Origin of the sequence: Shinella kummerowiae, assembly GCF_009827055.1 — a bacterium.
In the GTDB taxonomy this organism is placed as follows: domain Bacteria; phylum Pseudomonadota; class Alphaproteobacteria; order Rhizobiales; family Rhizobiaceae; genus Shinella; species Shinella kummerowiae.
Window position 1 is genome coordinate 384,178 of record NZ_WUMK01000004.1, and the last position, 25,020, is coordinate 409,197.

At 62.9% G+C, this 25,020-nt stretch carries 32 protein-coding genes, 1 tRNA gene and 1 riboswitch; of the genes, 22 read left to right on the forward strand and 11 right to left on the reverse strand.

Annotated elements, in window-relative coordinates:
- Nucleotides 1-12 precede the first annotated feature (12 nt).
- The 12 genes from GR138_RS12865 (at nucleotide 13) to GR138_RS12920 (ending at nucleotide 7,391) form a co-directional block, all read left to right on the forward strand.
- Entirely contained in the window at nucleotides 13-1,122 is a 1,110-nt protein-coding gene (locus GR138_RS12865) for a recombinase RecT (RefSeq protein WP_160859644.1), read from the forward strand.
- A complete protein-coding gene (locus GR138_RS12870; protein WP_160859645.1) occupies nucleotides 1,119-1,403 on the forward strand; it encodes a pentapeptide repeat-containing protein in 285 nt (94 codons plus the stop codon). The genes GR138_RS12865 and GR138_RS12870 overlap by 4 nt, the downstream gene beginning before the upstream one ends.
- Nucleotides 1,400-1,594, forward strand: coding sequence for a hypothetical protein (locus tag GR138_RS12875; RefSeq protein WP_160859646.1), 195 nt, complete (start codon nucleotides 1,400-1,402; stop codon nucleotides 1,592-1,594). Before GR138_RS12870 ends, GR138_RS12875 begins: the two co-directional genes overlap by 4 nt.
- Before the next feature lies 1 nt (nucleotide 1,595).
- Nucleotides 1,596-2,024 (forward strand): DUF968 domain-containing protein, encoded by a 429-nt coding sequence (locus GR138_RS12880; RefSeq protein ID WP_160859647.1) that lies wholly within the window; start codon nucleotides 1,596-1,598, stop codon nucleotides 2,022-2,024.
- Nucleotides 2,021-2,278, forward strand: coding sequence for a hypothetical protein (locus tag GR138_RS12885; RefSeq protein ID WP_160859648.1), 258 nt, complete (start codon nucleotides 2,021-2,023; stop codon nucleotides 2,276-2,278). Before GR138_RS12880 ends, GR138_RS12885 begins: the two co-directional genes overlap by 4 nt.
- A 65-nt stretch (nucleotides 2,279-2,343) precedes the next feature.
- A complete protein-coding gene (locus tag GR138_RS12890; protein ID WP_160859649.1) occupies nucleotides 2,344-2,688 on the forward strand; it encodes a hypothetical protein in 345 nt (114 codons plus the stop codon).
- Entirely contained in the window at nucleotides 2,685-4,022 is a 1,338-nt protein-coding gene (locus GR138_RS12895) for an RNA-guided endonuclease InsQ/TnpB family protein (RefSeq protein ID WP_160859650.1), read from the forward strand. The genes GR138_RS12890 and GR138_RS12895 overlap by 4 nt, the downstream gene beginning before the upstream one ends.
- Nucleotides 4,019-4,822, forward strand: coding sequence for a phosphoadenosine phosphosulfate reductase domain-containing protein (locus GR138_RS12900; protein ID WP_160859651.1), 804 nt, complete (start codon nucleotides 4,019-4,021; stop codon nucleotides 4,820-4,822). Before GR138_RS12895 ends, GR138_RS12900 begins: the two co-directional genes overlap by 4 nt.
- Nucleotides 4,819-5,622, forward strand: coding sequence for a hypothetical protein (locus tag GR138_RS12905; RefSeq protein WP_160859652.1), 804 nt, complete (start codon nucleotides 4,819-4,821; stop codon nucleotides 5,620-5,622). The genes GR138_RS12900 and GR138_RS12905 overlap by 4 nt, the downstream gene beginning before the upstream one ends.
- Nucleotides 5,619-5,936, forward strand: a complete 318-nt coding sequence (locus tag GR138_RS12910) for a hypothetical protein (RefSeq protein ID WP_160859653.1) — start codon at nucleotides 5,619-5,621, stop codon at nucleotides 5,934-5,936. Before GR138_RS12905 ends, GR138_RS12910 begins: the two co-directional genes overlap by 4 nt.
- Entirely contained in the window at nucleotides 5,933-6,118 is a 186-nt protein-coding gene (locus tag GR138_RS12915; RefSeq protein ID WP_160859654.1) for a hypothetical protein, read from the forward strand. The genes GR138_RS12910 and GR138_RS12915 overlap by 4 nt, the downstream gene beginning before the upstream one ends.
- Before the next feature lie 205 nt (nucleotides 6,119-6,323).
- Complete coding sequence (locus GR138_RS12920) at nucleotides 6,324-7,391, forward strand: tyrosine-type recombinase/integrase (protein WP_246200417.1); 1,068 nt, start codon at nucleotides 6,324-6,326, stop codon at nucleotides 7,389-7,391.
- A gap of 87 nt (nucleotides 7,392-7,478) precedes the next feature.
- Here the strand turns inward: GR138_RS12920 and GR138_RS12925 are convergent.
- Nucleotides 7,479-7,563 (reverse strand) — tRNA-Leu (locus GR138_RS12925).
- A 196-nt stretch (nucleotides 7,564-7,759) separates the two neighbouring features.
- Here GR138_RS12925 and lipB point away from each other — a divergent pair.
- Nucleotides 7,760-8,506 (forward strand): lipoyl(octanoyl) transferase LipB, encoded by a 747-nt coding sequence (lipB, locus tag GR138_RS12930; RefSeq protein WP_160859656.1) that lies wholly within the window; start codon nucleotides 7,760-7,762, stop codon nucleotides 8,504-8,506.
- Here the strand turns inward: lipB and GR138_RS12935 are convergent.
- The 3 genes from GR138_RS12935 to GR138_RS12945 all read right to left on the reverse strand — a co-directional run bounded on the left by GR138_RS12935 (nucleotide 8,479) and on the right by GR138_RS12945 (nucleotide 12,792).
- Nucleotides 8,479-9,723, reverse strand: coding sequence for a hypothetical protein (locus GR138_RS12935; RefSeq protein WP_160859657.1), 1,245 nt, complete (start codon nucleotides 9,721-9,723; stop codon nucleotides 8,479-8,481). The two genes, lipB and GR138_RS12935, sit on opposite strands and share 28 nt — an antisense overlap.
- Before the next feature lie 77 nt (nucleotides 9,724-9,800).
- Entirely contained in the window at nucleotides 9,801-11,753 is a 1,953-nt protein-coding gene (locus GR138_RS12940; protein WP_160859658.1) for an acetyl-CoA carboxylase biotin carboxylase subunit, read from the reverse strand.
- Nucleotides 11,754-11,850: 97 nt separating this feature from the next.
- Nucleotides 11,851-12,792, reverse strand: coding sequence for a DMT family transporter (locus GR138_RS12945; protein ID WP_160859659.1), 942 nt, complete (start codon nucleotides 12,790-12,792; stop codon nucleotides 11,851-11,853).
- 157 nt (nucleotides 12,793-12,949) lie between these two features.
- Between GR138_RS12945 and GR138_RS12950 the strand changes: the two genes are divergently transcribed.
- From GR138_RS12950 to GR138_RS12980, 7 genes are all read left to right on the forward strand, one after another.
- Nucleotides 12,950-13,354 (forward strand): helix-turn-helix domain-containing protein, encoded by a 405-nt coding sequence (locus GR138_RS12950; protein WP_160859660.1) that lies wholly within the window; start codon nucleotides 12,950-12,952, stop codon nucleotides 13,352-13,354.
- Nucleotides 13,355-13,439: 85 nt separating this feature from the next.
- Nucleotides 13,440-14,567 (forward strand): S-(hydroxymethyl)glutathione dehydrogenase/class III alcohol dehydrogenase, encoded by a 1,128-nt coding sequence (locus tag GR138_RS12955; RefSeq protein WP_160859661.1) that lies wholly within the window; start codon nucleotides 13,440-13,442, stop codon nucleotides 14,565-14,567.
- Nucleotides 14,564-15,028: a GNAT family N-acetyltransferase gene (locus tag GR138_RS12960; RefSeq protein WP_160859662.1), complete on the forward strand. Its 465-nt coding sequence runs from the start codon at nucleotides 14,564-14,566 to the stop codon at nucleotides 15,026-15,028. Before GR138_RS12955 ends, GR138_RS12960 begins: the two co-directional genes overlap by 4 nt.
- 21 nt (nucleotides 15,029-15,049) lie before the next feature.
- A complete protein-coding gene (locus GR138_RS12965; RefSeq protein WP_160859663.1) occupies nucleotides 15,050-15,511 on the forward strand; it encodes a YaiI/YqxD family protein in 462 nt (153 codons plus the stop codon).
- The gene (locus GR138_RS12970; protein ID WP_160859664.1) at nucleotides 15,508-16,164 is read left to right on the forward strand and encodes a DUF1345 domain-containing protein; all 657 of its coding nucleotides are present in this window, start codon (nucleotides 15,508-15,510) and stop codon (nucleotides 16,162-16,164) included. Before GR138_RS12965 ends, GR138_RS12970 begins: the two co-directional genes overlap by 4 nt.
- Before the next feature lie 18 nt (nucleotides 16,165-16,182).
- The gene (gene fghA, locus GR138_RS12975) at nucleotides 16,183-17,016 is read left to right on the forward strand and encodes an S-formylglutathione hydrolase (protein ID WP_160859665.1); all 834 of its coding nucleotides are present in this window, start codon (nucleotides 16,183-16,185) and stop codon (nucleotides 17,014-17,016) included.
- 160 nt (nucleotides 17,017-17,176) lie between these two features.
- A complete protein-coding gene (locus GR138_RS12980) occupies nucleotides 17,177-17,491 on the forward strand; it encodes a DMT family transporter (protein ID WP_160859666.1) in 315 nt (104 codons plus the stop codon).
- Here GR138_RS12980 and GR138_RS12985 read toward each other — a convergent pair.
- The 7 genes from GR138_RS12985 to GR138_RS13015 all read right to left on the reverse strand — a co-directional run bounded on the left by GR138_RS12985 (nucleotide 17,488) and on the right by GR138_RS13015 (nucleotide 22,969).
- On the reverse strand, nucleotides 17,488-17,871 hold the full coding sequence (locus tag GR138_RS12985; RefSeq protein WP_069058917.1) for a DoxX family protein: 384 nt from the start codon (nucleotides 17,869-17,871) through the stop codon (nucleotides 17,488-17,490). The two genes, GR138_RS12980 and GR138_RS12985, sit on opposite strands and share 4 nt — an antisense overlap.
- A gap of 23 nt (nucleotides 17,872-17,894) precedes the next feature.
- Nucleotides 17,895-19,427, reverse strand: coding sequence for an acyl-CoA carboxylase subunit beta (locus GR138_RS12990; protein ID WP_160859667.1), 1,533 nt, complete (start codon nucleotides 19,425-19,427; stop codon nucleotides 17,895-17,897).
- Nucleotides 19,428-19,514: 87 nt separating this feature from the next.
- Nucleotides 19,515-20,168 carry a hypothetical protein gene (locus GR138_RS12995; RefSeq protein ID WP_160859668.1) on the reverse strand — a complete coding sequence of 218 codons (654 nt, stop codon included), beginning with the start codon at nucleotides 20,166-20,168 and terminating at the stop codon, nucleotides 19,515-19,517.
- 73 nt (nucleotides 20,169-20,241) lie between these two features.
- Entirely contained in the window at nucleotides 20,242-21,027 is a 786-nt protein-coding gene (locus GR138_RS13000; protein WP_160859669.1) for an ATP12 family chaperone protein, read from the reverse strand.
- The gene (locus GR138_RS13005) at nucleotides 21,020-21,685 is read right to left on the reverse strand and encodes an HAD-IA family hydrolase (RefSeq protein WP_160859670.1); all 666 of its coding nucleotides are present in this window, start codon (nucleotides 21,683-21,685) and stop codon (nucleotides 21,020-21,022) included. The genes GR138_RS13000 and GR138_RS13005 overlap by 8 nt, the downstream gene beginning before the upstream one ends.
- Entirely contained in the window at nucleotides 21,685-22,677 is a 993-nt protein-coding gene (locus tag GR138_RS13010) for an RluA family pseudouridine synthase (RefSeq protein WP_160859671.1), read from the reverse strand. The genes GR138_RS13005 and GR138_RS13010 overlap by 1 nt, the downstream gene beginning before the upstream one ends.
- A gap of 55 nt (nucleotides 22,678-22,732) precedes the next feature.
- A complete protein-coding gene (locus GR138_RS13015; protein ID WP_024271053.1) occupies nucleotides 22,733-22,969 on the reverse strand; it encodes an Lrp/AsnC ligand binding domain-containing protein in 237 nt (78 codons plus the stop codon).
- A gap of 214 nt (nucleotides 22,970-23,183) precedes the next feature.
- Between GR138_RS13015 and GR138_RS13020 the strand changes: the two genes are divergently transcribed.
- Together GR138_RS13020 and gcvT are read left to right on the forward strand one after the other, a co-directional pair.
- Nucleotides 23,184-23,471, forward strand: coding sequence for a hypothetical protein (locus GR138_RS13020; protein ID WP_160859672.1), 288 nt, complete (start codon nucleotides 23,184-23,186; stop codon nucleotides 23,469-23,471).
- Between the two features lie 142 nt (nucleotides 23,472-23,613).
- A riboswitch (glycine riboswitch) is annotated at nucleotides 23,614-23,714 on the forward strand.
- A gap of 159 nt (nucleotides 23,715-23,873) precedes the next feature.
- Nucleotides 23,874-25,013 carry a glycine cleavage system aminomethyltransferase GcvT gene (gene gcvT / locus GR138_RS13025; RefSeq protein WP_160859673.1) on the forward strand — a complete coding sequence of 380 codons (1,140 nt, stop codon included), beginning with the start codon at nucleotides 23,874-23,876 and terminating at the stop codon, nucleotides 25,011-25,013.
- Nucleotides 25,014-25,020 lie beyond the last annotated feature (7 nt).

The following is a 25,020-nucleotide window of genomic DNA, read 5'->3' on the forward strand; positions in this document are numbered from 1 at the left end:
GAACGCCTGCCCATGGATTCCGTCGGCATCTCCAACGGATCGGCCGGTGCCAAGATCGCCCCGCAGAACCTTGCTGAGGTCGTGAAGTTCGCCGAGGTCATGTGCCGGGCCGATATCGCGCTCCCGAAGCACCTTCGCGGCAATGCCGGCGCCTGCATGGCTGTCGCTCTCCAGGCTCTGGAATGGCAGCTCTCGCCGTTCGCCGTTGCCAGCAAATCCTACGCGGTCAACGGCGCGATTGCCTATGAGGCGCAGCTTATCGCCGCCGTCGTAAACACCCGATCCGGCATCAAGGGCCGCCTGCGCTATCGCTACGAAGGTGAAGGCGACAAACTCACCTGCACCGTGACCGGCATCCTTGATGACGAGGAGTGCTCCTACACCACGCCGACGATCGGCAGCATCACGACGAAAAACTCCCCTCTCTGGAAGTCAGACCCGCAACAGCAGCTCGGCTATTTCGCCGCCCGGTCTTGGGCTCGCCGGCACTGCCCGGAAGTTATCCTTGGCGTTTACGACCGTGACGAGGCGGAGCAGTTCCGTGGACCGGAGAATGCGAAGGACGTCACCCCGTCCGTCATGGATCGCTTGAAGGCCCAGAGCGCCACGCAGGAGCCGCAGGGCGATCGCGAGGGATTTAGCCGAGCATTCATCGCCGACCAGACGGAAGAACATTCTGACGCCATTACCGGCGAAATCATCGACAACCAGAATACCGACACGGCGGACCAGTCCCCCTCGGGTCATGTGTCGGTAGACGACGAGACCGCCCCTGTCTCGTCGCAAGAGGACGGAGGCGAGGCATTACCCCCGTCCGCTTCGTCTCCGTCCTCGTCCATTCTGACCGACGCCGACCGGGCGTTGTTCATTGAGTGCGCGTTCAAACTGTTCGCCATCACGGTTCAGGAAGATCTTGATGGGCCGGCGAAGCGCGGCGTGCTCGCGTCGGCAAAGGACAACTGGAAAGAGGCTATCCGGTCCGAGCATCATCCGAAGCTCGCCAGCATCTTCCTCGCGGCCGATTCCGTCATCACCGGGAAGAACAAGGACCGGGCCGGCGCCATTCGTGAGGTGGCGGGCTGGCTGGAGTGTGCTCCCGAAGAGATCGGCGGTGCGGCATGACTATCGAACTCGACGCCGACGACAAGGCATTGATGAAAGCCCTGATGGACGCTGAAACCGACAACTTCGTCGAACTCGGCACTCTGGTTGGGCTGGACCCAGCCAAGGACTACCGCTTTGCCGATTTGCGCGGCTCAAACTTCTCGGATTGCGATCTGCGCGGCTTCGATTTCACAGGCGCCGACCTCACAAACTCGACCGGCACGGAAACGATCTGGGACGAAACCACCATCCTGACGGACGCCGATATCGAGGGCTCCATCTTTGAGGTGAAGGCATGACCAAGTCCCAAACCGACCGCCAGCACCTCATGACGGCACGCCTCCGCCAGGAACTCGCCGTAGCCGAAGCGCTGCGCCGGCTGAACCAATACCGCGACGCCGCAGGCTGGAAGCAGCACCGCACCCCGTCCCAGACGGAAACACTCTCCTCCCTCCCTCCTATCACTGCCTTCATGGGCATGGGAGGGTGAGATGAGTTGGCGTATCAACACAGCAGCCTTTCGCGATGAAGCCGAGCCACCGCGCCGTAGGCCGAAGAAGCGCGCCGACTATCTGTCGTTCCTTCACCAGCTTCCGTGTGTCGTCACGGGCCGTATGGGCGTTCAGGCCGCGCACCTCTCCTACGCCAATGTCTTTCACGGCCATTTCGGCCGCGGCAAAGGCACCAAGGCGCCCGACCGGTTCGCCCTGCCCCTATGCCCCGAGGAACACGCCGCCCAGCACGCCATGAACGAGCGCGCCTATTGGGAAGCCAAGGGCATCGACCCTCACGCGCTCGCCAACACGCTCTTTGGCCTCTGGAACGACTACGACGAGCCTGAGGCCATCACCTACTGCACCAACCGCATCATGCAGGGCCTGGCTGTTGCCGGCCGTCTGCCTTCGAGGGATTTGGCATGACCGACAGCAAGAAGATAGACGACGGCGGGCCGGCTTGGAGCCCGATTGCCACGGCCGACAAGGATGCAGACCGCATGCTGCTCGGCATCGTCAGAAATGACGTGCTCGAAGAAGTGCATATCGGCGGGTATCGCTATGCCATCAACGATGACGAGGTGTCTTGCTGGTGGAGTGATCAGGCCGATGACGAGGTCGTCCCGACCCATTGGGCTCCGATGATCCCGTTTGCCGCCCGGAAGGCAGGTGCCCAGTGACCTCCTCCCCCTCAGAGACCATAGCTAAGGCACTTGAAGGCGAATTCCGCCGTGCGGCCGTCAACTTGGTTGATACGCTCGTTCTTGAGCGCGAGACCAACGGCCAATCCAAAGAGTTCATGGACTGGGCGGTATTCATGACCGTCCGTGCATTCGAGGAGCAGACCGCCGCCCTCGCCCTCCAGTTAGAGGCGATGAAGCGGGAGATGGCAGAGAAGGACGAGCGGATTGCTGTGCTCACTGGCATCGACAGTGCGCAAGACCTCGTCTCCGATTGGCTCAGCGAAGGAACGGACGATCTTCCCGATGACACTCCGGTTCGGATCGAGATCGGAAGCCGCACTGTTATCGGCGACAGGCTCTGCTCGCTCCGCCGCGCCCGCACCCTCGTCCAGGGAGAGAAGCCATGAGGATCAGCCGAGGCCACAAGTTCAAGCTCGACCCGACTGACGCGCAGGCGGAAGCCTTCGCTCGTAACGTCGGCGTCTGCCGCGTGGTCTACAATCTCGCGCTGGAGCAACGCCGCGACCACTACCGTCAGTTCCGCCGCGCCACCGGATACGGCATTTCCTTCGCCTCCCAGTGCCGCGAACTGACCGAACTGCGCGCCGACGTCGAGTGGATCGCCGACGGATCGCTGACCGCCCAGCAACAGGCGCTCCGCGACCTGGCCGCAGCGTACTCCAACTTCTTTTCCGGCCGCGCCGAATACCCGACCTTCCGCCGAAAAGGCGTCAACGAAAGCTTCCGCTTCCAAGGGCGGGAGGTGACGTTCAGGCGATTGAACAAGTCGTGGGGTCTGGTGAAACTACCCAAGATCGGCGAGGTCCGCTTCCGCTGGACCCGCGACATTCCGAGCAAGTTGAAGAACGCCACCATCAGCCTCAATCCTCTCGGCTGGCACATCAGCTTCTCGACCGAGGTAGAGGTAGAGATCGGTCGCAACTTCGGTCCTGCGGTCGGCGTGGACCGCGGCATCGTCGAAGCTGTCGCCTATTCCGACGGCACCTTTGCCGACTTCCCCAAGGCTCGGATAAAGGGCCTCGACAAGAAGGCGAGACGCGCCGCACGGGCGCTGTCGCGCTGCCGCAAAGGATCGAACCGCCGTAAGGTGGCCAAGGCGCGTGTCGCGGCACTTCGGGCGAAGGCGGCGCGGGTGCGAAAGCACTTCCACCACGTCGAGACGGCGCGCCTCGCGCGCAAGTTCGGCGTGGTGTGCATCGAGGCATTGAAGACGAGGGACATGACGGCCTCGGCCAAGGGAACGGTCGCTGAACCAGGCCGCAACGTCCGCCAGAAGGCGGGGCTGAACCGGGCTATCTTGGAACGAGGCTGGCATCAGTTCGAGACCTTTCTATCCTACAAGATCGCCGCAAATGGCGGCACGCTCATCAAAGTTCCTGCCGCGTACACGAGCCAGACGTGCTCGGGGTGCGGCTCTATTTCCAAACACCACCGCAAGAGCCAAGCGGTGTTTGAGTGTTCCGATTGCGGGCATTCGGCTAATGCCGACACCAACGCCGCAATAAACATACTCAGGGCCGGAACGCGGCCTTCGGGGAGGGAGCCGGTCACGGCCCCGATGAACCGTAAATCTCCTCTGGAGGCGCCGGCTTCGTGGCCTGACGCCAGACAGGAAATCACCGTCCTTCAGGTCGGGGAAGACGTTAACCGTAAGGGCTCATCCGAGGGGGACGGCTCCGCCACTATCACATCTGACAACTCGAAAGGACGCGTCGAATGAAGATCGACAGCAGCTTGAAGATCCTTCGCGAAGCGATCGATCAGTTCAACCCGACGCATATCGTTTCGATGGTCTCAGGCGGCCAGGATAGCGCCGCATCCGACCAGGTGGCCGAAGAGCTAGACGTCAAGATCGACTTCCGCATCCACGGATTCACCCGCACAGGGATCAAAGAGACGACGGATCACGTCCGCGAGGTCTATGGGCGGAAGGGCGAATATGTTGAAGCCGACGCCGGCACAGCCTATGAGGACTATGTGCTGCGCAAAGGCTTCTTCGGCAAGGGCATCGATGCGCATGGGTTCGCCTACCGGGTTCTGAAGGCTACGCCGTTCCGGAAGGCCGTCTCTCGCGAGATCAGACAGGGCAAGCGCGGCGTTCGCGTCCTTCTGCTTAATGGAGCCCGCAAGGACGAGAGCGAAAACCGCAAAAAGCACCTTCAGACCTACCGAGCCGATCCCGCATCGCCGGGCAACATCTGGGTCAACATCATCCACGACTGGACGCAAGACGACCGGGACGAATACCTCAAGCGTTGCCAGACGCCGATTAACCCGGTTGCCAAGGCCCTTTGCCGCTCTGGGGAGTGCATGTGCGGCACGATGCAGACGCAGGCAGAACGCGTCGAAGCGGCGGCCCTCTACCCCAAATGGGGCGAGTGGCTGACCGAACTGGAGAAAGAGGCGATGCGCCTGCACGGCTTCGGCTGGGGGCAGAAATCGCCAAAGCCAGCGAAAGGCCAAGGCGATCTTTTCGCCCCCATGTGCAAGGACTGCATGACGAGGGGTGGCCAGGAATGATCGAGAGAATAGTCCCGTCATTCAATGTCGACATTCACATGGCAGGAGACATTGCCGCAGTGGCTCACGTTCTCCAGCAGGAAGCCGCCCGGAAAGGTATGTGCGTAACGCTCACGCCGCAGACCTTTATTTACAGCGGCGGTCGAGAAGATGGCTTCCGCGTTGGTCTGATAAACTACCCACGGTTCCCAAAAACACCAGACGACATAGTCGTCGAAGCCCGCGTCTTGGCCGACTGGCTGCGGGCCTACCTCGGCCAGGTAAGTTACAGCATCACAACGCCGACCGAGACTATCTGGATGTCAGTGCGGAACGAGGATCCCGACATTAAGGCCGAACTATTGGCGGTCGCCGAACGCATGGCGGCGCTTGAAGATGGTGACGGCATGCGGTTTCCGACAAGAGCAGAGACCGCGTGGGCTCGCGAGGTCATCGAAAAAGCCAAACAGGAAGGTCATGCGGGGAGCACATCCTCCACCAGCACAAGTGGAACCGCCCCCTCTCTGGATAAGGAGAGAGGGGATGGCAATCCGGTCGGTTGTGGTATTCTCTCTAGAAATGCTTACGGAGATGGCCATGACAGTGCATTTCACCCCGCCGAGCGAACCGCCGAAGAACCCGCTACAGATGGCGATCGAGGCGCTGAAGGCGCAGGGCAAGGACGTCGCACCGGCGGACATTCCGGGCCTCTTCTGGGTGAACGGGCAAGAGCTTACGATCAATCAGGTGATACAGGTGTCAGGAATTCGCTGACCGCAAACGCCTCTCGCTCCGCTCTGTCGAAGGAGACCGGAGAATGACAGCGCCGGCTGAACTTACCGATATCCAGTGGTGCGTCCTTGATCTGCTCTTGCGGGCAAAGAACAAGGGGGTGCCTCGCGTCAACCGGATGGAGCTTCTGCGTTCATCGTCGGTTCTCGACGGCGTCAAGGTGAAACTCGTGTTCGCCGCTCTAGGCATGTGCAATGGCGATTATGTCGAGTTGCACGGCCAGCACGATTTCGAAATTACGGCGGCCGGCGAGCAACTGTTCCTGGCGAGATATGCCAAACCGACGTCGGTCGCAGATATCGTTATTGCTCTGCCTGATAGGTCAAGGGAGGTGCTACAATGACAGCGCCGGCCCTGCCCTACATCTACCGCTGGAATCGCCAGGACCGCAAAGGCCAGCCCTGCGAGGTTCTTGCCCGCGGAACCATGAATTCCTGCGCCGTCCGATTTGCAGACGGATACAGCATGGTCACGAGCCGCAATGCCTTGAAGAAGAATAAGGCGATCGACGAGGTGCGCAAATGACAGCGCCGGCTCTCGTCCAACCAGCGAAGCGAGTCCGCGCCAGTGAGCGCGCGTTGCGCATTGCCTTGAAGGTAATTCAGGACGCGGGGTTGCCTGTGGATAAGCTGTGCGTAACCGGTGGACAAATCGAAATCCATTGCGGCCACGTTGATGAAGCGGCGCCCTCACCCGACCATGGAGGCCTCAAGGATTGGTGAGGGATTCCATGAAGGTCGACTATCCCGGCCTGATACGGCAAACGTTGCCGTCAGGCACGGTCATCTATCGCGTGCGCCCAAAGGGCCAACATGCGAAACGGATCCAAATTGACGGGATACCGGGCACGGAAGAATTCAGTCGGCAATACAACCTTGCCCGCCGGGGCGTGAAGCCAGACCCGCAGAAGAAGCCGTCGGAGGAGGCTCTTCCTCAATCGATCGGCTGGCTCGTCCATACCTATCTCGAATACCTGGAAGAGCGGGTAAAGGCTGGGAACACCAGCGCAAAGACCGTCAAAAAGAAGCGCAATCTGCTGGCCAAGCTCATCGTAGACCCTGATCGGAAGATGCAGGTCCCGCGTGAGAAGCTGATTGAGATGCAGGACAAAATGGCTGCATCCCCGGCTCAAGCCGACGCCTTCATCGAGGCGGTAGCCGTCCTTTTTGATTGGGCGATCGAGCGTAAGCACATCAAGGAAAACACGGCACGCGGCATCAAGTCGGTCTATAAAAAGGGCGATGGCGCCAAGCCTTGGAAGGCCGCAGACGTGACGGCATTCTTTGCCAGGCACAAGGCCGGGACCACGCCGCATGTTGCCATGTCGGTGCTCTTATGGACCGGATGCCGGATTGAGGACCTGACGATCCTCGGCCGCGACCATGAATGCGTCATTGATGGCATTGAGGCCCTTCGGTGGGTTCCGCTCAAGAAAGGCTCGGCCGAGGTCTGCATCCCACTCCTTGACCCGCTGAAGGCCGCTGTGCGCGCTCCCAAGGTTTTGCCGACGACGTATGTCGCGAAACGGGGCGGGAGCACCTATGCCAGTGGGGATGCCATGTCGGCCATGTTCAAGCGCTGGTGCCAGGATGCGGGGCTCGGGCACCTGTCTGCCCATGGCGTCCGAAAGGGCTTGGCAGAGGTGCTGGCTGAGATGGGGAGTTCGCAGTACGACATCATGGCCATCTTGGGCCATTCAGAAGCCAAAACGAGCGAGGTTTACACTCGTCGCGTCGAGCGCTGGAACCTTGCCAAGGCCGCGCTGGCGAAGGTCGGCAAGATGGGGCTCTGGGGATGATTGGTCCAACGGGTCGAAAACGTTGGACCATAAAAAAGTCTATGTAATTGAATACAAAAAGAAAAACCCGGCACTAGGCCGGGTTCTTGGTGCGGTCGAGAAGACTCGAACTTCCACGGGTTGCCCCACAGCGACCTCAACGCTGCGCGTCTACCAATTCCGCCACGACCGCATCGTGGTAGGCGTCGTCTTGCGGCGACGGGGGTGCATGTAGCAAAAGCATTTGGGGTGCACAAGGCCGATACGAAAGAAAAATGACGGAAAGCGGAACAATTTCAACAGGTCCTTCGCAAGGCCCCGGAAACCCCTGAAATCCTTGCATGATCGCCCCTATATCTGGCAGAACGAAACCAAAAGGACGGCCCTTCATGCAGCGTCAGGACATTTCGACATCCTTCCTCGCGATTCCCGGCTCGCCGCCGGTACGCTGGCGCATCGCGCGCGATCTCGTCTCCTATGACGAGGCCGTCGAAACCATGGAAAACGAGGCGGCGGCGATTGCCCGCGGCGAGGCGGACGAACTTGCCTGGCTTGTCGAACATCCGCCACTCTATACGGCCGGCACGAGCGCAAACGCGGACGACCTGGTGGCGCCGGATCGCTTTCCGGTTTTTTCCACAGGCCGCGGCGGGGAATACACCTATCATGGCCCAGGCCAGCGCGTGGTCTACGTCATGCTGGACCTTAAACGGCGGCGGCAGGACGTGCGCGCCTTCGTGGCGGCGCTCGAAGCCGTGGTGATCGACACGCTCGGCTCCATGAATGTCCGTGGCGAGCGGCGCGAGGACCGCGTCGGCGTGTGGGTGCGCCGGCCCGAGCGTCCGCCCCTGCCCGATGGTTCGCCCGCCGAGGACAAGATCGCCGCGATCGGCATCCGCCTGCGGCGCTGGGTGAGCTTTCACGGCCTGTCGCTCAACGTCGATCCGGATCTCGAGCATTTTTCCGGCATCGTGCCGTGCGGAATCCGCGGCTATGGCGTGACCAGCCTGGTCGATCTCGGCCTGCCGGTGATGATGAGCGATGTGGATATCCGCATCCGTGATTCGTTCGAGCGGGTGTTCGGCCCCACCATTTCCGAAGCGGACTGTCAGCCGAAAAGCCTGTCGCAAGCATAGATGATCGCATAGCCGTGCAGCACGACGGCCGAATAGAGGCCGAAGCCGGCAAGCAGCCGCTGCGGCGGCGTCATCGGATCGAGCGCCCGGCGCGGCTTGACGCCGCCGGCACCGATGAGGCTGAGCACCGTGAAGACGGCGAGGCCGGCGATCAGCATTTGCGCCGGCAAGCCGATTCGCCAGCCGACCCCGAGGATGACCAGCGTCACGAGGAAACTTGCGACAAGCAGGCTCGACCGGGTCGAAAAAACCTGACGCATGACCTGCCCGCCATCGAAACGGTGCATGGGCAGCAGGTTCAGCAGGTTGAAGGCACCGAGAATCAGCAGGAAAACCAGCAGCGCGATACCGGCCATATGGCCGGAGGCCTCGTGCACCGCGATGATGGGCGGCACGAGAAAAGCCGACATGCCTGCCCCCATGAGGGCGCAGACCGCCACCTCGAAGCGGGAATTGTACGGCCTGCCGCCGACGGCAATGCCGCCGAGCAGTGGCACGAAGATCATGCGCACGCGCTGATGCCCGAAAGCCCGGTAGGCGGCCATGTGGCCGAATTCGTGTAGCACGATCACCACGGTGAGCATCGAAGACAGCAACAACCCGCGCAGACCCAGCCCGAAGAACGGCCAGAGCAGCAGGGTGGACAGCACCGCCAGCCCCACCTGCATCAGCGGGCGTTCCAGAACGCCCCGCACCTCGCCGTCTCCTGTCGCCAGCCATTGGTCGAGCGCCTTCATCTCCCGACGAAGCTGGATGTAGCGAAACAAGAGAAAGGCGATGCCGCGATATTTGTCGGTCTGCTCGACCGTCAGCGCCGTGCCGCCGGAGACTGGGCGCAGGAAACGCCGCTCGACATAGTTTTTCCAGAAGGACGCGTCGAGCGCGCTGTCCTCGACAACGCGGGTCTCGCAGGCCAGGCCCGCGGCATCGGAGGTCTCGTTCACGGCGAGTGTGCGCGTGATCGGCTCGCCGCGACGGTCGGGATAGGAAAAGGTCTGCCTGACGCGATTGTCGGCCAACCGGTCGCTGGAGAGAACCGAGGGATGCCAGTCCGCCTCGGCGCCAAGCGGGTTGACGAGCGCTGCGATGCGGCCCGGCGGCGCGCGGAAGACGCGTGTGAGCCGGAGCGTACGGCGCCCGACCGGCGCGGCGATCAAAAGCCAGATCAGGCCGAGATTGATCGCCAGAAGCAAAAGCACCGAAAACGAGGTCGACATGCCCATCCTCCCTGTCCGTCATGGCAGGCAGGATGCAGGCTAACGATAACTTCCTAACAAACGTTAAGAACCCCGAATCAGGCGAACTCCATGATCACCGCATCGACGGCCAGGCTTTCGCCCGGCTTGGCATGGATGGAGCCGACCGTCAGGTCGCGCTCGGCGCGCAGCACGTTTTCCATCTTCATCGCCTCGACGACGGCGAGCGTTTCGCCTGCCTTGACCTCCTGCCCCTCGCTGACGGCGATGGAAACGACGAGGCCCGGCATCGGGCACAGCAGCATTTTCGACGTGTCCGGCGGCAGCTTTACCGGCATCAGGGCGTCGAGTTCGGCAAGGCGCGGCGTGAAGACACGGCTGCGCACGGACAGCCCTTGCCAGTCGATGCGCATGCCGTTCGGGAAGGGCCGCAGCTGCGCGGTCACGTCCACACCAGCGACCGTGCCATGCCAGACCGCATCGCCGGGCCGCCAGTCGCTCACGACAGCGTCGCCCGTGGCAAGCGTGTGATAGGCATCGCCGATCTTCACCGCCCAGTCCTTGCGCTGCACAGAGCCCGGGCGCAACCGGTCGAGATGATGCGCGCGGCGTTCGGCATCGACGAGATGGGCCGACAGCGCAATGCGCGCCAGAATGGCGGCCTGCTCGGCATCCGGTTCCATCGGCGCGAACCCGTCCGGATATTCCTCCGCGATGAAGCCGGTGGAAAGCCGTCCCTCGCGCCAACGCGGATGGCGCATCAGGGCGGCAAGGAACGGCACGTTGTGCTCGATCCCGTCCACCACGAAACCATCGAGCGCATCGCTCATGGCGTCGATCGCCTGCAGGCGCGTCGGCGCCCAGGTGCAGAGCTTCGCGACCATCGGGTCGTAATACATCGAGATTTCCGCGCCTTCGTAGACGCCGGTATCGTTGCGCACCACCGCCGCACCGTTGCTGCCTTCTGCCGGCGGGCGGTAACGCGTCAACCGGCCGATGGAGGGCAGGAAGTTGCGGTAGGGATCCTCGGCATAAAGCCGGCTTTCGACGGCCCAGCCGTTCAGCTTGATATCCGCCTGCGCCAGCGCCAGCTTTTCACCGGCGGCAACGCGGATCATCTGCTCGACAAGATCAATGCCTGTCACGAGTTCCGTCACGGGATGTTCGACCTGCAGGCGCGTGTTCATTTCGAGGAAGTAAAAATTGCGGTCGCGATCGACGATGAACTCCACCGTGCCGGCGCTCTGGTAGTCGACGGCTTTGGCGAGTGCGACGGATTGCTCGCCCATCGCGCGCCGCGTCGCCTCGTCGAGGAAGGGCGAAGGGGCCTCTTCGACGACCTTCTGGTTTCGCCGCTGGATGGAGCATTCGCGCTCGCCGAGATAGAGCGCCGTGCCATGTGCGTCGGCCAGCACCTGGATTTCGATGTGACGCGGATCGACGATGTATTTTTCGATGAAGACGCGGTCGTCGCCAAACGAGCTTTTCGCCTCCGAGCGCGCACGGTCGAAACCATCGCGCACCTCCGCCTCGCTCCAGGCGATGCGCATGCCCTTGCCGCCACCGCCGGCCGAGGCCTTGATCATGACGGGATAACCGATCTCGCCGGCGATGCGCTCGGCATGGGCCACATCTTCGATGATGCCGAGGAAGCCCGGAACGGTCGAGACATTGGCGGCGTTTGCGAATTTCTTCGATTCGATCTTGTCGCCCATTGCGCGGATCGCCTTTGGCTTCGGACCGATGAAGGTGATGCCCTCGGCTTCCAGCGCCTCGCAGAAGCTGGCGCGCTCCGAGAGGAAACCGTAGCCGGGGTGCACGGCTTCGGCGCCCGTCTCCTTGCAGGCGGCGATGATCTTTTCCGCGATGAGATAACTTTCCGCCGCCGGCGCCGGGCCGATGTGCACGGCCTCGTCCGCCATCTCGACATGCAGGGCGTCCCGGTCGGCATCGGAATAGACGGCGACGGTGGCAATGCCCATCCTGCGTGCCGTCTTGATGACGCGGCAGGCGATCTCGCCGCGATTGGCAATCAGGATTTTCTTGAACATGCTTTCCTCCCGGCACTCTCAGAGGGGAGTTGTAGCCACAAATACCCTGTCCATACAACGGCATCGCAACGGCAATTCGCCCGTTGCGCCAGGCACTTTAGTCGAAGGCGATATCGGCCGAAGCCTTGCGGTTCTTGTGTTCGCGCCAGATGATGAACAGGCCGGAGGCGACGATGATGGCAATGCCGAGCCATTTCGACGGTGTGGGAAAGTCGCCGAAGATCGCGTAGCCGAGCACGGTTGCCGAGATGATCTCGAAATACTGGAATGGCGCAAGCAGCGAGAGCGGCGCCATGCGGAAGGCGCGCACGACCAGCATATGCGCATAGCCCGACAGCGCGCCGAGGATGATGAGCAGCATCAGGGCAAAGACCGACGTCGGCAGGGATGGCGCAAAGTCGCCGATGCCGGCCGAATGGCCGGCGAAAAGTGCTGCGCCCATGAAGAGCGTGCCGCCGAAACCGGCGATCGTCTGCATGGTCAGCGGTGAATCGGCGTCACCGATCGCGCGGTTCATGAAGAGATAGATCGAATAGAGGAACGCGCAGGCGACCGGCAGCAGGGCGGTCCAGCCGAACAGTATGAAGCTTGGCTGGATGACGATGAGCGCGCCGCCGAAGCCGACGATGATGGCAAGCCAGCGCCGCCAGCCGACCTTGTCGCCGAGGAAGGCGGCGGACATGGCCGTGAGGATGAAGGGCTCGACGAAGTAGATCGCGAACACGTCGGCGAGCGGCATGTATTTGACCGCCGCGAAGAACAGCAGGCTGGCCGCACCGTGGATGGCGCCGCGCAACAGGTTCAGCCAGGGCCGCTTCGGCCGCAGCGTCGCGGCACCGGCGGCGGTGAAGATCAGCGGGATCGTGCAGACGACCTGGAAGAAGAAACGGTAGAACGTCACCTGCCCCGGCGACATGTCCGCAAATGTCGCCATATATTTGGCAATCGCATCCATGCAGGGCAGAAGCAGCATGGCGATGGCCATCAGCATGACGCCCCGCATGAGGTTTCCGTCCTGTCGGTCCGTCGTGGCGTTCATGATGCGACTCCCTAGATCGCCCCTGCATAGCCCTTTTCCGCGCTGCCGCAATGCCGGAAATCCTGTCCTTCACGCAGGCGTCGCGAAGCGGCGCATTTGAGGTAGAAGGCGATCCCGGATTGCCTGTAAGCTCGCCGGGAAGACAATGGAGGCCGCGATGACGTTTCCCGGCGAAAACAACACGATCCCCTTCCCTTCCGGCCGCGCCGACGGCGACACGCTTGGCGGCCGCATCTGGCGGGCGCGCGACGCACTGGGCCTGTCGCTGGCCGATCTCGCCTCGCGCCTCGGCCTGCCGGAAGAAACGGTAAGCGGCTGGGAACGCGACCACGCCGAACCGGATAGCAAGGCACTGTTCATGCTCGCCGGCGTGCTCTCCGCTTCGCCCTCCTGGCTGATCGCCGGCATCGGCGAGGCGCCAGCAGGCCCGGTCGGTGACGATCCCCTGCACCCGCTGCTGCGCCAGCTTCGTGAAATCCACCAGCTGCACGACCAGACGGGCAAGGCGATCGCCGCGCTCGAGGCTGAGATCGCCAAATTGATCAAATCAGATCAGGGCTGACATTTTTGCACCGAGCGGACTTGAGACGCCGGACGGCCTCTGCAATGGTCCGCCCGAACAGAGAATCCGTATAGGGAGATAGAAGATGGACGTACGCGCCGCCGTTGCCGTTCAGGCCGGAAAGCCGCTGGAAATCATGACCGTACAGCTCGAAGGCCCGCGCGCCGGCGAAGTGCTGGTCGAGATCAAGGCGACGGGCATCTGCCACACCGACGACTTCACGCTCTCGGGCGCCGACCCGGAAGGCCTGTTTCCGGCCATCCTCGGCCATGAAGGTGCAGGCATCGTCGTCGATGTCGGCCCGGGCGTGACATCGGTCAAGAAGGGCGACCATGTCATTCCGCTCTACACGCCGGAATGCCGCGAATGTTATTCCTGCACCTCGCGCAAGACCAATCTCTGCACCTCGATCCGCGCCACGCAGGGCCAGGGCCTGATGCCCGACGGCACCTCGCGCTTCTCGATCGGCAAGGACAAGATCCACCACTATATGGGCTGCTCGACCTTCTCGAACTTCACGGTCCTGCCGGAGATCGCGCTCGCCAAGATCAATCCGGACGCCCCCTTCGACAAGGTCTGCTACATCGGCTGCGGTGTGACGACCGGCATTGGCGCGGTCATCAACACGGCCAAGGTCGAGATCGGCTCGACGGCGATCGTCTTCGGCCTCGGCGGCATCGGCCTCAACGTGCTGCAGGGCCTTCGCCTTGCCGGCGCGGACATGATCATCGGCGTCGACATCAACCCGGACCGCAAGGCATGGGGCGAGAAGTTCGGCATGACGCATTTCGTCAATCCCAAGGAGGTCGGCGAGGACATCGTGCCCTATCTCGTCAACATGACGAAGCGCAATGGCGACCTGATCGGTGGCGCGGACTACACGTTCGACTGCACGGGCAACACCAAGGTGATGCGCCAGGCGCTGGAATCCTCGCATCGCGGCTGGGGCAAGTCGGTCATCATCGGCGTTGCCGGTGCCGGCCAGGAAATCTCGACGCGTCCGTTCCAGCTCGTCACCGGCCGCAACTGGATGGGCACCGCCTTCGGCGGCGCGCGTGGCCGCACGGATGTGCCGAAGATCGTCGACTGGTACATGGACGGCAAGATCCAGATCGACCCGATGATCACCCACACCATGCCGCTCGACGACATCAACAAGGGCTTCGAGCTGATGCATTCCGGTGAATCGATCCGCGGCGTGGTGGTCTATTGACGTCCACGCACCCCTACAGCGTCGATGTGCGGAGACTGCATGCATTCTCCGCCGTCGAACTCTATGCGCTGCTGAAGCTGCGCGTGGACGTCTTCGTCGTGGAGCAGGCCTGCGCCTATCCCGAACTCGACGGCAAGGATCCGGAAGCGCTTCACCTCCGTCTGCTGATCAACGGTGAAACCGCCGCCTATGCACGGCTCTGGCGGCCGGCGGATGCGCCGCCACGGATCGGCCGGGTCCTCGTCGCACCTGATCATCGTGGCAAACGCCTTGGCGACGCCGTGATGCAGGAGGCCATCCGCGTCTGCGCGCTGCATTTTCCCGGCGAACCGATTGCGCTCTCTGCGCAAAGCCACCTGGAACGCTTCTACCGATCGCTCGGTTTCACGCCGACATCGGCGGAATATGTCGAGGACGACATCCCGCATATCGACATGCAGCGCCCCGCCGGCCATTCTTGAGCCATGCAAAAGAACAGCACCATGATCTATGTCGACGCCGATGCCTGCCCGGTAAAGGCCGAAATCCTGAAGGTTGCCGAACGGCACGAGATGGAAGTGACCTTCGTCGCCAATTCCGGCCTGCGCCCGTCGCGGGACCCGATGGTGAAGAACATCATCGTGTCCGGCGCCTTCGACGCCGCGGACAACTGGATCGCCGACCATGTCGGTGACGACGACATCGTGGTGACGGCCGACGTGCCGCTTGCGGTGCGCTGTGTCGAGAAAGGCGCGCATGTGACCGGCCCGACCGGCCGCCTCTTCGACAAGACCAATATCGGCATGGCGAGCGCCATGCGTGACCTTGGCGCCCATCTGCGCGAGACCGGAGAAAGCAAGGGCTACAACGCCGCCTTTTCGCCGCGCGACCGCTCGGCCTTCCTTGAAACGCTCGACCGCCTCTGCCGCCGCGCGAAGAATGCGCGCACGGGACCCGCGCCATGACGACGGATCCGGGGCAAAGGATTTTTGGCCGCCACCTGCCCTTCTATGTCGGCATCGGTGCGGCCGCGCTCGGGCTTGCCGCCGCACTCTGGCTGAAGCCGGATTTCGCCATCGAAATCGCGGCGGTGGCCTTCTTCCTCTGTTACCTGCTGCTGACCGCCTGGCGCGTGCCCTATCTCACGGCCGCCCATCTCGAACACTATGCGACGGACAGCGACGAGCCGGTGGCCATCATTTTCGGCGTGACCTTCGCTGCCGCCGCCGTCTCGACGGGCTCGCTCTTCGTGGTGCTGAACCGGCCGGCGGCATCGCTTGCGGAATTCGTCCTCGCCTTCGCCTCCGTCGCGCTCGGCTGGCTCACCATCCACACGATGGCGGCGATGCATTACGCCCATCTCTACTGGCGGCCCGGCGCTACGGAAACCAGCCCCGACGCCGGTCGCAGCCTCGATTTCCCGGGGGATGCCGCGCCCGGCGCCTATGATTTCCTCTACTTCGCCTTCGTCATCGGCATGACGGCGCAGACCTCGGATGTCGCGATCACCTCCACGGCAATGCGCAAGGTCAACCTGCTGCACGCCGTCGTTTCCTTCTTCTTCAACACGGTGCTGGTCGCCGCCGCCGTCAATGCGGCCGTGTCGCTGGCCTCCTGACTTAACCGGAGTTTCCTGATGAAAGTGCTGTCCCAGAACACCGCCTTCGGCGGCATGCAGGGCGTCTTCGCCCACGATTCCGAGGCCTGCAAGGGCGAGATGACCTTTGCCGTCTTCGTGCCGCCGCAGGCGATCAAGGAGCCGCGCCCCGTGCTCTGGTATCTCTCCGGCCTCACCTGCAGCCATGCAAACGTGATGGAAAAGGGTGAATATCGCCGCATGGCCGCCGAACTCGGCCTCATCGTCGTCTGCCCGGATACCAGCCCGCGCGGCAACGACGTGCCGGACGAAATCACCAACTGGCAGATGGGCAAGGGCGCCGGCTTCTATCTCGACGCCACCGAGCAGCCCTGGGCCGAAAACTTCCAGATGTACAGCTATGTGACGGAAGAGCTGCCCAACTTCGTCAGCCAGCATTTCCGCATGGACATGAGCCGCCAGGGCATTTTCGGTCACTCGATGGGCGGCCATGGCGCCATGACGATCGCGCTGAAGAATCCGGAACGCTTCAAGAGCTGCTCGGCCTTCGCGCCGATCGTCGAGCCCTCGACTGCCGACTGGTCGATGCCCGCCTTCGAAAAGTATCTCGGGGCCGACAAGGCCGCCTGGCGCGAATATGACGCGTGCGCGCTTGTTGCGGACGGCGCGCGGTTTCCGGAATTCCTGATCGACCAGGGCAAGGCCGACGGCTTCCTGGATAACGGCCTGCGCCCCTGGCTCTTCGAGGAGGCGATCAAGGGCACGGATATCGGGCTGACGCTGCGCATGCACGAGCGTTACGACCATTCCTACTATTTCATCTCGACCTTCATGGACGATCACCTGAAGTGGCACGCCGAGCGTCTCGGCTGAGGAAGAGATATGGCGGGGGTGCATGGCTGACATGTCACCCCTGCCCTTGCCCTTCCCGTCCGGATCGGCAATAGTCCGCCCGGTAGACGACTACCGCCGGATTCTTCGTCCGGTCACGATCGCGGGGACGGCCTCGCTCCTTTGAAACGGAGTAGGCATCATGCCCTGGATCCTTCTTACCCTCGCCGGCCTCTTTGAAATCGGCTGGGCGATCGGCCTCAAATATACCGACGGCTTCACCAAACCGCTTCCGACCGCACTCACCGCCGGCTCAATGGTCATCTCGATCGTGCTGCTCGGCCTTGCCGTGAAGACGCTGCCGATCGGCACGGCCTATGCGATCTGGACCGGTATCGGCACGGTCGGCACGGTGATGCTCGGCATCTTCCTCTTCGCCGAACCGGTGACGGCGATCCGCATGGGCTGCATCACGCTCATCGTCACCGGCATCCTCGGCCTGAAGTTCGCGGCCTAACGACGGTTATCGAGGGCGAAAGCCCCCGGCCCTGCCGCGGTAATGTAGAGAAAGATGAAGCAGAACAGCACCGCGGCATCGCCGCGGTTGTTGATCGGGAAAAAGCTCTGCGGCGCATGCGCCATGAAATAGGCGACCGCCGTGAAGCCGCAGAGCACGAAGGCCACAGGCCGCGTGAAGAGACCCACCAGAATCAGCAGTCCGCCGACAATCTCCAGCACGCCCGCCAAGCCGATCAGGTTCATGAGATCGCCAAAGGGCTGCTCTGCCGGCGGAAAATTGAAGAATTTCTGCGTGCCGTGCTCGATGAGCAGCAGCGCCGTCATGATTCGAAGCGCTGCGAGCGCCTGCGGACGGTAAGCGGATAGTCGGTCGAACATGCTCTAACTCCCTGCCGGTTCACTCACAGGGGAATGTTATCGTGTTTCTTCCACGGATTTTCCAGATCCTTGTTGCGCAGCATGCGCAGCGCCCGCGCGATACGCTTGCGGGTCGAATGCGGCATGATCACCTCATCGATATACCCGCGCTCCGCCGCGACGAAGGGCGAGAGGAAACGGTCCTCGTACATCTTAGTATGCGCAGCGATCTTCTCCGGCTCGTTGATATCCTTGCGGAAGATGATCTCGACCGCCCCCCTGGCGCCCATCACGGCGATCTGCGCCGTCGGCCAGGCATAGTTGATATCGCCACGCAGGTGTTTTGACGCCATCACGTCATAGGCGCCGCCATAGGCTTTTCGCGTGATCAGCGTCACCTTGGGAACGGTCGCCTCGGCAAAGGCAAAGAGCAACTTGGCGCCGTGCTTGATGAGGCCGCCATATTCCTGTGCGGTGCCCGGCAGGAAGCCCGGCACGTCGACGAAGGTGACGACGGGAATGCTGAAGCAGTCGCAGGACCGCACGAAACGCGCCGCCTTGCGGCTGGCGTCCGAATCGAGCACGCCAGCCAGCACCATCGGCTGGTTGGCGACAAAGCCGACCGTCGAGCCTTCGATGCGGCCGAAGCCGCAGACGATGTTTTTGGCGAAACTCTCCTGAATCTCGAAGAAATCGCCCTCGTCGACAGTCTTGAGGATCAACTCTTTGATGTCATAGGGCTTGTTGGCATTGGCCGGGATCAGGGTATCGAGCGATTCGTCCACATCCTCGACTGACTGGAAGCACTCGATCTCCGGCACGGGAGATGTGTTCGACTGCGGCAGGAAATCGACGAGGCGCCGGACCTGCAACAGCGCATCGACGTCGTTGTCATAGGCGCCATCGGCGATCGAGGATTTCGTCGTGTGCACGGAGGCACCGCCAAGTTCCTCCGCGGTAACGGTCTCGTTCGTCACCGTTTTTACCACATCCGGCCCGGTCACGAACATGTACGACGTGTCACGCACCATGAAGATGAAATCCGTCATGGCCGGCGAGTAGACGTCACCGCCGGCACATGGCCCCATGATAACCGAAATCTGCGGGATGACGCCGGAGGCCAGCACGTTGCGCTGGAAGACCTCGGCGTAGCCGCCGAGTGCGGCCACGCCCTCCTGGATGCGCGCGCCGCCCGCATCGTACAGCCCGATGATCGGCGCGCGGTTCTTCAGCGCCATGTCCTGGACCTTCATGATCTTCTGGGCATGGGTTTCGGAAAGCGAGCCGCCGAAGACGGTGAAGTCCTTGGCGAAGACGAAGACGGTGCGGCCGTTGACGGTGCCCCAGCCGGTGACGACACCGTCGCCGGCGATCTTCGATTTCTCCATGCCGAAATCCGTCGAACGGTGTTCGACGAACATGTCGAACTCCTCGAACGAGCCTTCGTCCAGGAACACGTCGATACGCTCGCGCGCCGTCAGCTTGCCGCGCTTGTGCTGCGCATCGATGCGCGCCGGACCGCCGCCCATGCGGGCGCGCTCGCGCCGGACTTCGAGCTCGTGGAGAATTTCCTTCATGCCTTCGGTTCCTCCCGTTTCACCAATGGCTTAGCATGCGGGATCGGGAGCTTGAAGGGGCGTTTTCTAGATCGAAGGTCTTAGAATTCACTCGCAACTGATCGTCTGGGTGACGACGCAGGGCGCGATCTTCTTCTTGGAACCCTCGGGCAGCGCACGCGAACGCACCGTCAGTGCCGCTTCGGTCGGGATGACGACCGGGCGCGCATCCCGGCGCGAATGGTCCTGGACGGTCTGGCGCGATGCCGGCTTGCGCTGGCCACCCGCATGTTTGCGTCCCTTGCCGGGGCGCTTGCCGACAGAGGTCTTTCCGGTCGAAACCGGCGCCAGATGGTAGGCAAGCGCCACCCGCTTGGCGATCGCGTCGGCGAGCGCCGTTTCGCGGCCCTTGCGGCCCGGCATGTAGCTGTTGACGGTCATGGCCTGGCGGGACGACGTCCCGCCTTTCAGGTCGGAGAGCGTGACCGTGACACTGGCCGAACTCTGGCCACCGGCAGACTGCGTAACCGCGGAGACCCGGACATCCAGGGCGGCGCGGTCGATCTGTATTGCGCGACGGGTGGCCTTTGCGGCGCGCTTTAGGTGCTCGCCGGTCCGTTTCAGCACGGTCGATGGCACACTTTCATCGCCACTCACCACGACTTTGCGGATATCCCGCACGGGAAATCCTTCTGCGGCAGCGCCAAGCGGCGCGGAAAGGAGGAGGCAGGCGGAGAGAAACGAGCGGAGAAGGAACTGCATAAACGAATACCGGTAGGCGATGTCGATGATCGGTGGCGTGCCAAAATGGTCCGAAAATCTTAACGAAGTCTCATCAGCACGGAACCTCGGCGAGCACGGACGCCGCGACATCCATTTCCTCGCGCCGGAGTTCCCGGCGTTGGAAGGCTTCCTCGTCGGTGCCCCAATGTTCGATCTGCCAGTCCTCGTCGAGATGGGCGAGCGCCCAGGCCTTGTCGGCGTCGATCTCGCCTTCGGCGAGCGCCAGCGCCAGCAGCGCCGAGCCGGTGAGCGTCGTCACCGTGTGCAGGCAGGCGAGCGCAAGCGGGTGGCGGTAGGCGGAGAGTGCGGCCGAAAACGCCTCGATTGCCGGCACCGGCTGTTCCTGGTGCATGACACCTTCGACGAGAATGAAACGAGCACCCTTGGCGTCGGCAGCCCAGCGGATGATCGGATCCCAGCCGTCGCGCTGGCGATCGACCAGACCGGCCGGCGAATCCGCGCGGTAGCAGAGAAGATCCGTGCCGGAAAAGCGCACGATCTCGTCGAAGACAGCATCAAAATTGTCGGCGACGCCATCGACGGCGGTGTTGACGAGACGCGTCACCGGCATTTTTGCGGGATCGATCTCTTCGGCCTGTCCATCCCATTCGGCGCGCAGGCGATCGGCGATCGGCTGGGTCGGCACGGCGAGCAGCTTCTTGCCGGGCGTGCGCACCGGGCGCCCATCGAGCAGGATGCGAAACCCTTCGTCGGCGGTGTCCGTCGAAACCTCTTTGTAAAACCGCTTCGGCGGCGGGCGCTTCATCTGGATCTGCGCGCGACGCACCGGATCGGGATCGCTCATCGCATCGGAAAGGTCGCTCAGAATGTCACGCATCGGAAATCTCCAACCATTCGAGAAGGTCGGCGGGCGTGCGCAGGATGTGATCCGCCCCCGCCTCGACCAGTTCGGGCACGCTGGCATAGCCCCAGGAAACGCCGATCGCCGCAGCACCGGCCGCCTTCGCCATCTGCATATCGTAGATCGCGTCGCCGATAACAACCGTCCTGGCGGCGTCAATGCCCGCTTCGTCACAGCATTCGGTCACCATGGCCGGATGCGGCTTGGACGGGCAATCGTCCGCCGTGCGCGAAACGAAGAAGGTCTTGTCGAAACCATGGGTCGCGCGGATGAGATCGAGGCCGCGGCGCGACTTGCCGGTGACCGCGCCGAGGATCAGGTCGTCCTCCCGCTCCAGCCGCGCCATCATGGCCGCGATGCCGGGGAAAAGAGGCTCCTGGAAGCCCGGTTCGCCGCGCACGCCCATATAGGTCGCCTTGTAGTGCGCGGTCATCGCCAGGGCCTCGTCGTCGACATGCGGCTTGCCCTGCATGCGGGCAATCGCGATATCGAGCGTCAGGCCGATGATGGCCTTGGTCTCGGAAACGTCCGGCCGGGCATGGCCGAAATCGACGAAGGTGCGGGCCATGACCTCATGGATCAAGCCGACGCTGTCGACCAGCGTGCCGTCGCAATCGAAAAGAACGAGCCGCATCAGTCTTCCTCGTCCGCCATGCTCTGGTCGAAGCCGAAGAGGTTCCAGGTCTGCACCATATGCGCAGGCATGGGCGCCGTCACACGCAGCCGCCCACCGGAAGGGTGCGGGACGTCGATGCGGCGGGCGTGGAGATGCAGCTTGTTCTGTACGCCGCCGGGGAAGGCCCAGTTGAATTCGGCCTCGAAATATTTTGGGTCGCCGATAATGGGATGGCCGATATGGGCGGCGTGCACGCGAAGCTGGTGCGTGCGGCCGGTATAGGGCTCCATCTCCAGCCAGGCGAAATTCTGCGCGGCCTGTTCGATGATGCGGTAGAAGGACACCGCGTGGTCGGCGCCGTCCTCGCCGTGCTTGGCGATGCGCATGCGGTCGCCATCGGGCGTCTGCTCCTTGACGAGCCAGGTGGAAATCTTGTCCTCGCGCTTCTTCGGCACGCCCATCACCAGCGACCAATAGGTCTTCTTGGTGTCGCGCTCGCGGAAGGCTGCGGTCAGTTTCTGCGCGGCGCCACGCGTGCGGGCGATGACGAGCACGCCGGACGTATCGCGGTCAAGCCGGTGCACGAGGCGCGGCTTCTCGCCCTTCGGGCTCGTCCAGGCTTCGAGCATCTGGTCGATATGCCGGTTGATGCCCGATCCGCCCTGCACGGCGATGCCGGGGGGCTTGTTCAGCACGATGACCTTGTCATCCTCGTGCAGCAGCATGCGGGAGAGCAGTTCGTGATCCGAGGAATGCTTCAGATCGCGGCCGGCAATCGGCCCGGCCTTCGCAGCCTTGGCGTCGACATCCATCGGCGGGATACGGATCATCTGGCCGGGCTGCACGCGCGTGTCGCTCTTGGCGCGGCCGCCATCGATGCGGACCTGGCCGGAGCGCAGCAGTTTCTGCAGCGGGCCGAAGCCGAGGCCTGGATAATGGGTCTTGAACCACCGGTCCAGGCGCATGCCCGCCTCGTCGTTCTCCACCTGCCTGTGTTCAATGCCTGCCATCTTCGCCTTCTTTCGTTGCGCGTGCTTTAACGCAAGAACGGGCGAAGGGGAACAGCTAGAAGGCGCGGAACGTCAGCGTGGTCAGCGAACGCACGATGCCGGGAATGGAGGCGACGTGATCGTTGATGAACTTGCCGATATCCTCCTCGCTGTCGACATAGATCTTCAGGAGCAGGTCGTAGTCGCCGCTGGTGGAATAAAGCTCCGAGATGAGTTCCGTAGCGTAAAGCGCATCGGCCACCTCATAGGTCTTGCCCGGAGCGCATTGCAATTGCACGAAAATCGGCTTCATCGGTCCTCCCGCGCCATCGGCGGCATGCTGAACAGCCGCCGATTCCGGCGGCATTTCCAACTCTCTTATGACGGATTTCGCCGGACAAAGGCAAGGCCGACCGAAATTCGCACAGACTGTTAAAATTCGATGAAAATGCAACCACGGCGTTTCACACCCGCGAAAGACGCAACTGCTAACTTACTTGGACGCAACCTAACTTTGTTGATCGCCCATGACCCAGATCGTGACAGTCTCGCCGACCACAGCCGCCTATGCATCGCAGGGCACGCGAACGCAGACACGCGCGAACACATTGTTCGAGGAGCGCATCCACGTCTGGAGCGAGGACGCGAAGATCCGCGGCGATGCCCGCACGGTCGCGATGCTCAATGTCATCCAGCCGCCAGCCCTTGCCCTCGCCCTCATCACCGCGACCAGCGGCACGCCGCAAGTGACCGTCGCCGAGGCACAGCGTGTCTATGACGAAAACGGAGCGCTTGTACCGCAAGAGCCCGCCTGATCCTCCCTCAAGAAACAGCCGTCCTCCAATACCTTGGCCCCGTTTTCGGGGCCATTCTTTTGGCTCCTTCCCTCAACGACAAAAAATTGCTCGTGAGCGACGCCGCCTCTTGCCAAAACACAGGCAAGGTCGTTATCTGAAGCCGACCTCGCTGGGAGAAGCTGGCCGCCTGAACAGGGTATGGCCGGTGCCGAAGGAGCAACCGCCCCGGAAACTCTCAGGCAAAAGGACCAGCAAGGTGCCGTCGGAACTCTGGAGAGAAGCGTTTTAGCAGCGCTCGCCGAAGGGATAACAATCTCAGGCGAAGGGACAGAGGGGGCTCAGGAGAACGGCGCGACTGCGCCTGGATTGTGAGCCGGCGCCCGGAGGAATCGTGGGCGCCCAAGGACTGGAGGGCGCCTTTTGGACGGATCGTCTGAACTCAAGAAAACCCCGCTTCATGCGCTGAACCTGTCGCTCGGCGGCCGCATGGTGCCGTTTGCCGGCTACGAGATGCCGGTGCAATATGCCGCCGGCGTGATGAAGGAACATCTCCACACCCGCGCGGCCGCCGGCCTGTTCGACGTGTCCCATATGGGCCAGGTGACGGTGCGTGCCCGCTCCGGCGACAATGCCGACGCCGCCCGCGCGCTGGAAACCCTGGTGCCGGTCGATGTGCTCGGCCTCGGCGAAGGCCGCCAGCGTTATGCGCTGTTTACAAACAACGACGGCGGCATCCTCGACGACCTGATGATCGCCAATCGCGGCGACCATTTCTACGTCGTCGTCAACGCGGCCTGCAAGGACGCGGACTTCGCCCATATGCAGGCGGCGATCGGCGACGTCTGCGAACTGACGCTGCACGACGACCGCGCGCTGGTCGCCCTTCAAGGGCCGCATGCGGAATCGGTACTTGCCGAGCTCTGGGCCGATGTCTCCTCCATGCGCTTTATGGACGTGCGCGCCTGCGACCTGCACGACGCCGACTGCATCGTCTCGCGCTCCGGCTATACCGGCGAAGACGGGTTCGAGATTTCCATTCCGGCGGATCTTGCCGAAGCGGTCTGTCGCCGCCTGCTCGACCATCCGGACGTGCTGCCGATCGGTCTCGGCGCCCGCGATTCGCTGCGCCTCGAAGCCGGCCTCTGCCTCTATGGCAACGACATCGACACCACCACGACGCCCGTCGAAGGCGCGCTCGAATGGGCGATCCAGAAGGTTCGCCGCACGGGTGGCGACCGCACCGGCGGCTTCCCTGGTGCCGAGATCATCCTCGACCAGCTCGAAAATGGTGCGGAGCGCCGCCGCGTCGGCCTGAAGGCCGAAGGCCGCGCGCCCATCCGTGGTGGCGCGGTACTGGCAACCGATGCCGAGGGCGAGGATGTCGTGGGAACCGTCACCTCCGGCGGTTTCGGCCCGAATGTCGATGGCCCCGTCGCCATGGGCTACGTCACCAAATCCGCAGCAACGCCCGGCACGCAGCTCTATGCCGGCGTGCGCGGCAAATTCCTGCCGATCACCGTGGCGACCCTGCCCTTCGTCAAGAACACCTTCAAACGATGAGCGGGCT

What these genes read in the sequence shown, in the direction of transcription:
- GR138_RS12865 (WP_160859644.1), top strand. Translation starts at nt 13, where the DNA reads ATGGATTCCGTCGGCATCTCCAACGGATCGGCCGGTGCCAAGATCGCC.
- GR138_RS12870 (WP_160859645.1), top strand. Translation starts at nt 1,119, where the DNA reads ATGACTATCGAACTCGACGCCGACGACAAGGCATTGATGAAAGCCCTG.
- GR138_RS12875 (WP_160859646.1), top strand. Translation starts at nt 1,400, where the DNA reads ATGACCAAGTCCCAAACCGACCGCCAGCACCTCATGACGGCACGCCTC.
- GR138_RS12880 (WP_160859647.1), top strand. Translation starts at nt 1,596, where the DNA reads ATGAGTTGGCGTATCAACACAGCAGCCTTTCGCGATGAAGCCGAGCCA.
- GR138_RS12885 (WP_160859648.1), top strand. Translation starts at nt 2,021, where the DNA reads ATGACCGACAGCAAGAAGATAGACGACGGCGGGCCGGCTTGGAGCCCG.
- GR138_RS12895 (WP_160859650.1), top strand. Translation starts at nt 2,685, where the DNA reads ATGAGGATCAGCCGAGGCCACAAGTTCAAGCTCGACCCGACTGACGCG.
- GR138_RS12900 (WP_160859651.1), top strand. Translation starts at nt 4,019, where the DNA reads ATGAAGATCGACAGCAGCTTGAAGATCCTTCGCGAAGCGATCGATCAG.
- GR138_RS12905 (WP_160859652.1), top strand. Translation starts at nt 4,819, where the DNA reads ATGATCGAGAGAATAGTCCCGTCATTCAATGTCGACATTCACATGGCA.
- GR138_RS12910 (WP_160859653.1), top strand. Translation starts at nt 5,619, where the DNA reads ATGACAGCGCCGGCTGAACTTACCGATATCCAGTGGTGCGTCCTTGAT.
- GR138_RS12915 (WP_160859654.1), top strand. Translation starts at nt 5,933, where the DNA reads ATGACAGCGCCGGCCCTGCCCTACATCTACCGCTGGAATCGCCAGGAC.
- GR138_RS12920 (WP_246200417.1), top strand. Translation starts at nt 6,324, where the DNA reads ATGAAGGTCGACTATCCCGGCCTGATACGGCAAACGTTGCCGTCAGGC.
- lipB (WP_160859656.1), top strand. Translation starts at nt 7,760, where the DNA reads ATGCAGCGTCAGGACATTTCGACATCCTTCCTCGCGATTCCCGGCTCG.
- GR138_RS12935 (WP_160859657.1), bottom strand. Translation starts at nt 9,723, where the DNA reads ATGTCGACCTCGTTTTCGGTGCTTTTGCTTCTGGCGATCAATCTCGGC.
- GR138_RS12940 (WP_160859658.1), bottom strand. Translation starts at nt 11,753, where the DNA reads ATGTTCAAGAAAATCCTGATTGCCAATCGCGGCGAGATCGCCTGCCGC.
- GR138_RS12945 (WP_160859659.1), bottom strand. Translation starts at nt 12,792, where the DNA reads ATGAACGCCACGACGGACCGACAGGACGGAAACCTCATGCGGGGCGTC.
- GR138_RS12950 (WP_160859660.1), top strand. Translation starts at nt 12,950, where the DNA reads ATGACGTTTCCCGGCGAAAACAACACGATCCCCTTCCCTTCCGGCCGC.
- GR138_RS12955 (WP_160859661.1), top strand. Translation starts at nt 13,440, where the DNA reads ATGGACGTACGCGCCGCCGTTGCCGTTCAGGCCGGAAAGCCGCTGGAA.
- GR138_RS12965 (WP_160859663.1), top strand. Translation starts at nt 15,050, where the DNA reads ATGATCTATGTCGACGCCGATGCCTGCCCGGTAAAGGCCGAAATCCTG.
- GR138_RS12970 (WP_160859664.1), top strand. Translation starts at nt 15,508, where the DNA reads ATGACGACGGATCCGGGGCAAAGGATTTTTGGCCGCCACCTGCCCTTC.
- fghA (WP_160859665.1), top strand. Translation starts at nt 16,183, where the DNA reads ATGAAAGTGCTGTCCCAGAACACCGCCTTCGGCGGCATGCAGGGCGTC.
- GR138_RS12980 (WP_160859666.1), top strand. Translation starts at nt 17,177, where the DNA reads ATGCCCTGGATCCTTCTTACCCTCGCCGGCCTCTTTGAAATCGGCTGG.
- GR138_RS12985 (WP_069058917.1), bottom strand. Translation starts at nt 17,871, where the DNA reads ATGTTCGACCGACTATCCGCTTACCGTCCGCAGGCGCTCGCAGCGCTT.
- GR138_RS12990 (WP_160859667.1), bottom strand. Translation starts at nt 19,427, where the DNA reads ATGAAGGAAATTCTCCACGAGCTCGAAGTCCGGCGCGAGCGCGCCCGC.
- GR138_RS12995 (WP_160859668.1), bottom strand. Translation starts at nt 20,168, where the DNA reads ATGCAGTTCCTTCTCCGCTCGTTTCTCTCCGCCTGCCTCCTCCTTTCC.
- GR138_RS13000 (WP_160859669.1), bottom strand. Translation starts at nt 21,027, where the DNA reads ATGCGTGACATTCTGAGCGACCTTTCCGATGCGATGAGCGATCCCGAT.
- GR138_RS13005 (WP_160859670.1), bottom strand. Translation starts at nt 21,685, where the DNA reads ATGCGGCTCGTTCTTTTCGATTGCGACGGCACGCTGGTCGACAGCGTC.
- GR138_RS13010 (WP_160859671.1), bottom strand. Translation starts at nt 22,677, where the DNA reads ATGGCAGGCATTGAACACAGGCAGGTGGAGAACGACGAGGCGGGCATG.
- GR138_RS13015 (WP_024271053.1), bottom strand. Translation starts at nt 22,969, where the DNA reads ATGAAGCCGATTTTCGTGCAATTGCAATGCGCTCCGGGCAAGACCTAT.
- GR138_RS13020 (WP_160859672.1), top strand. Translation starts at nt 23,184, where the DNA reads ATGACCCAGATCGTGACAGTCTCGCCGACCACAGCCGCCTATGCATCG.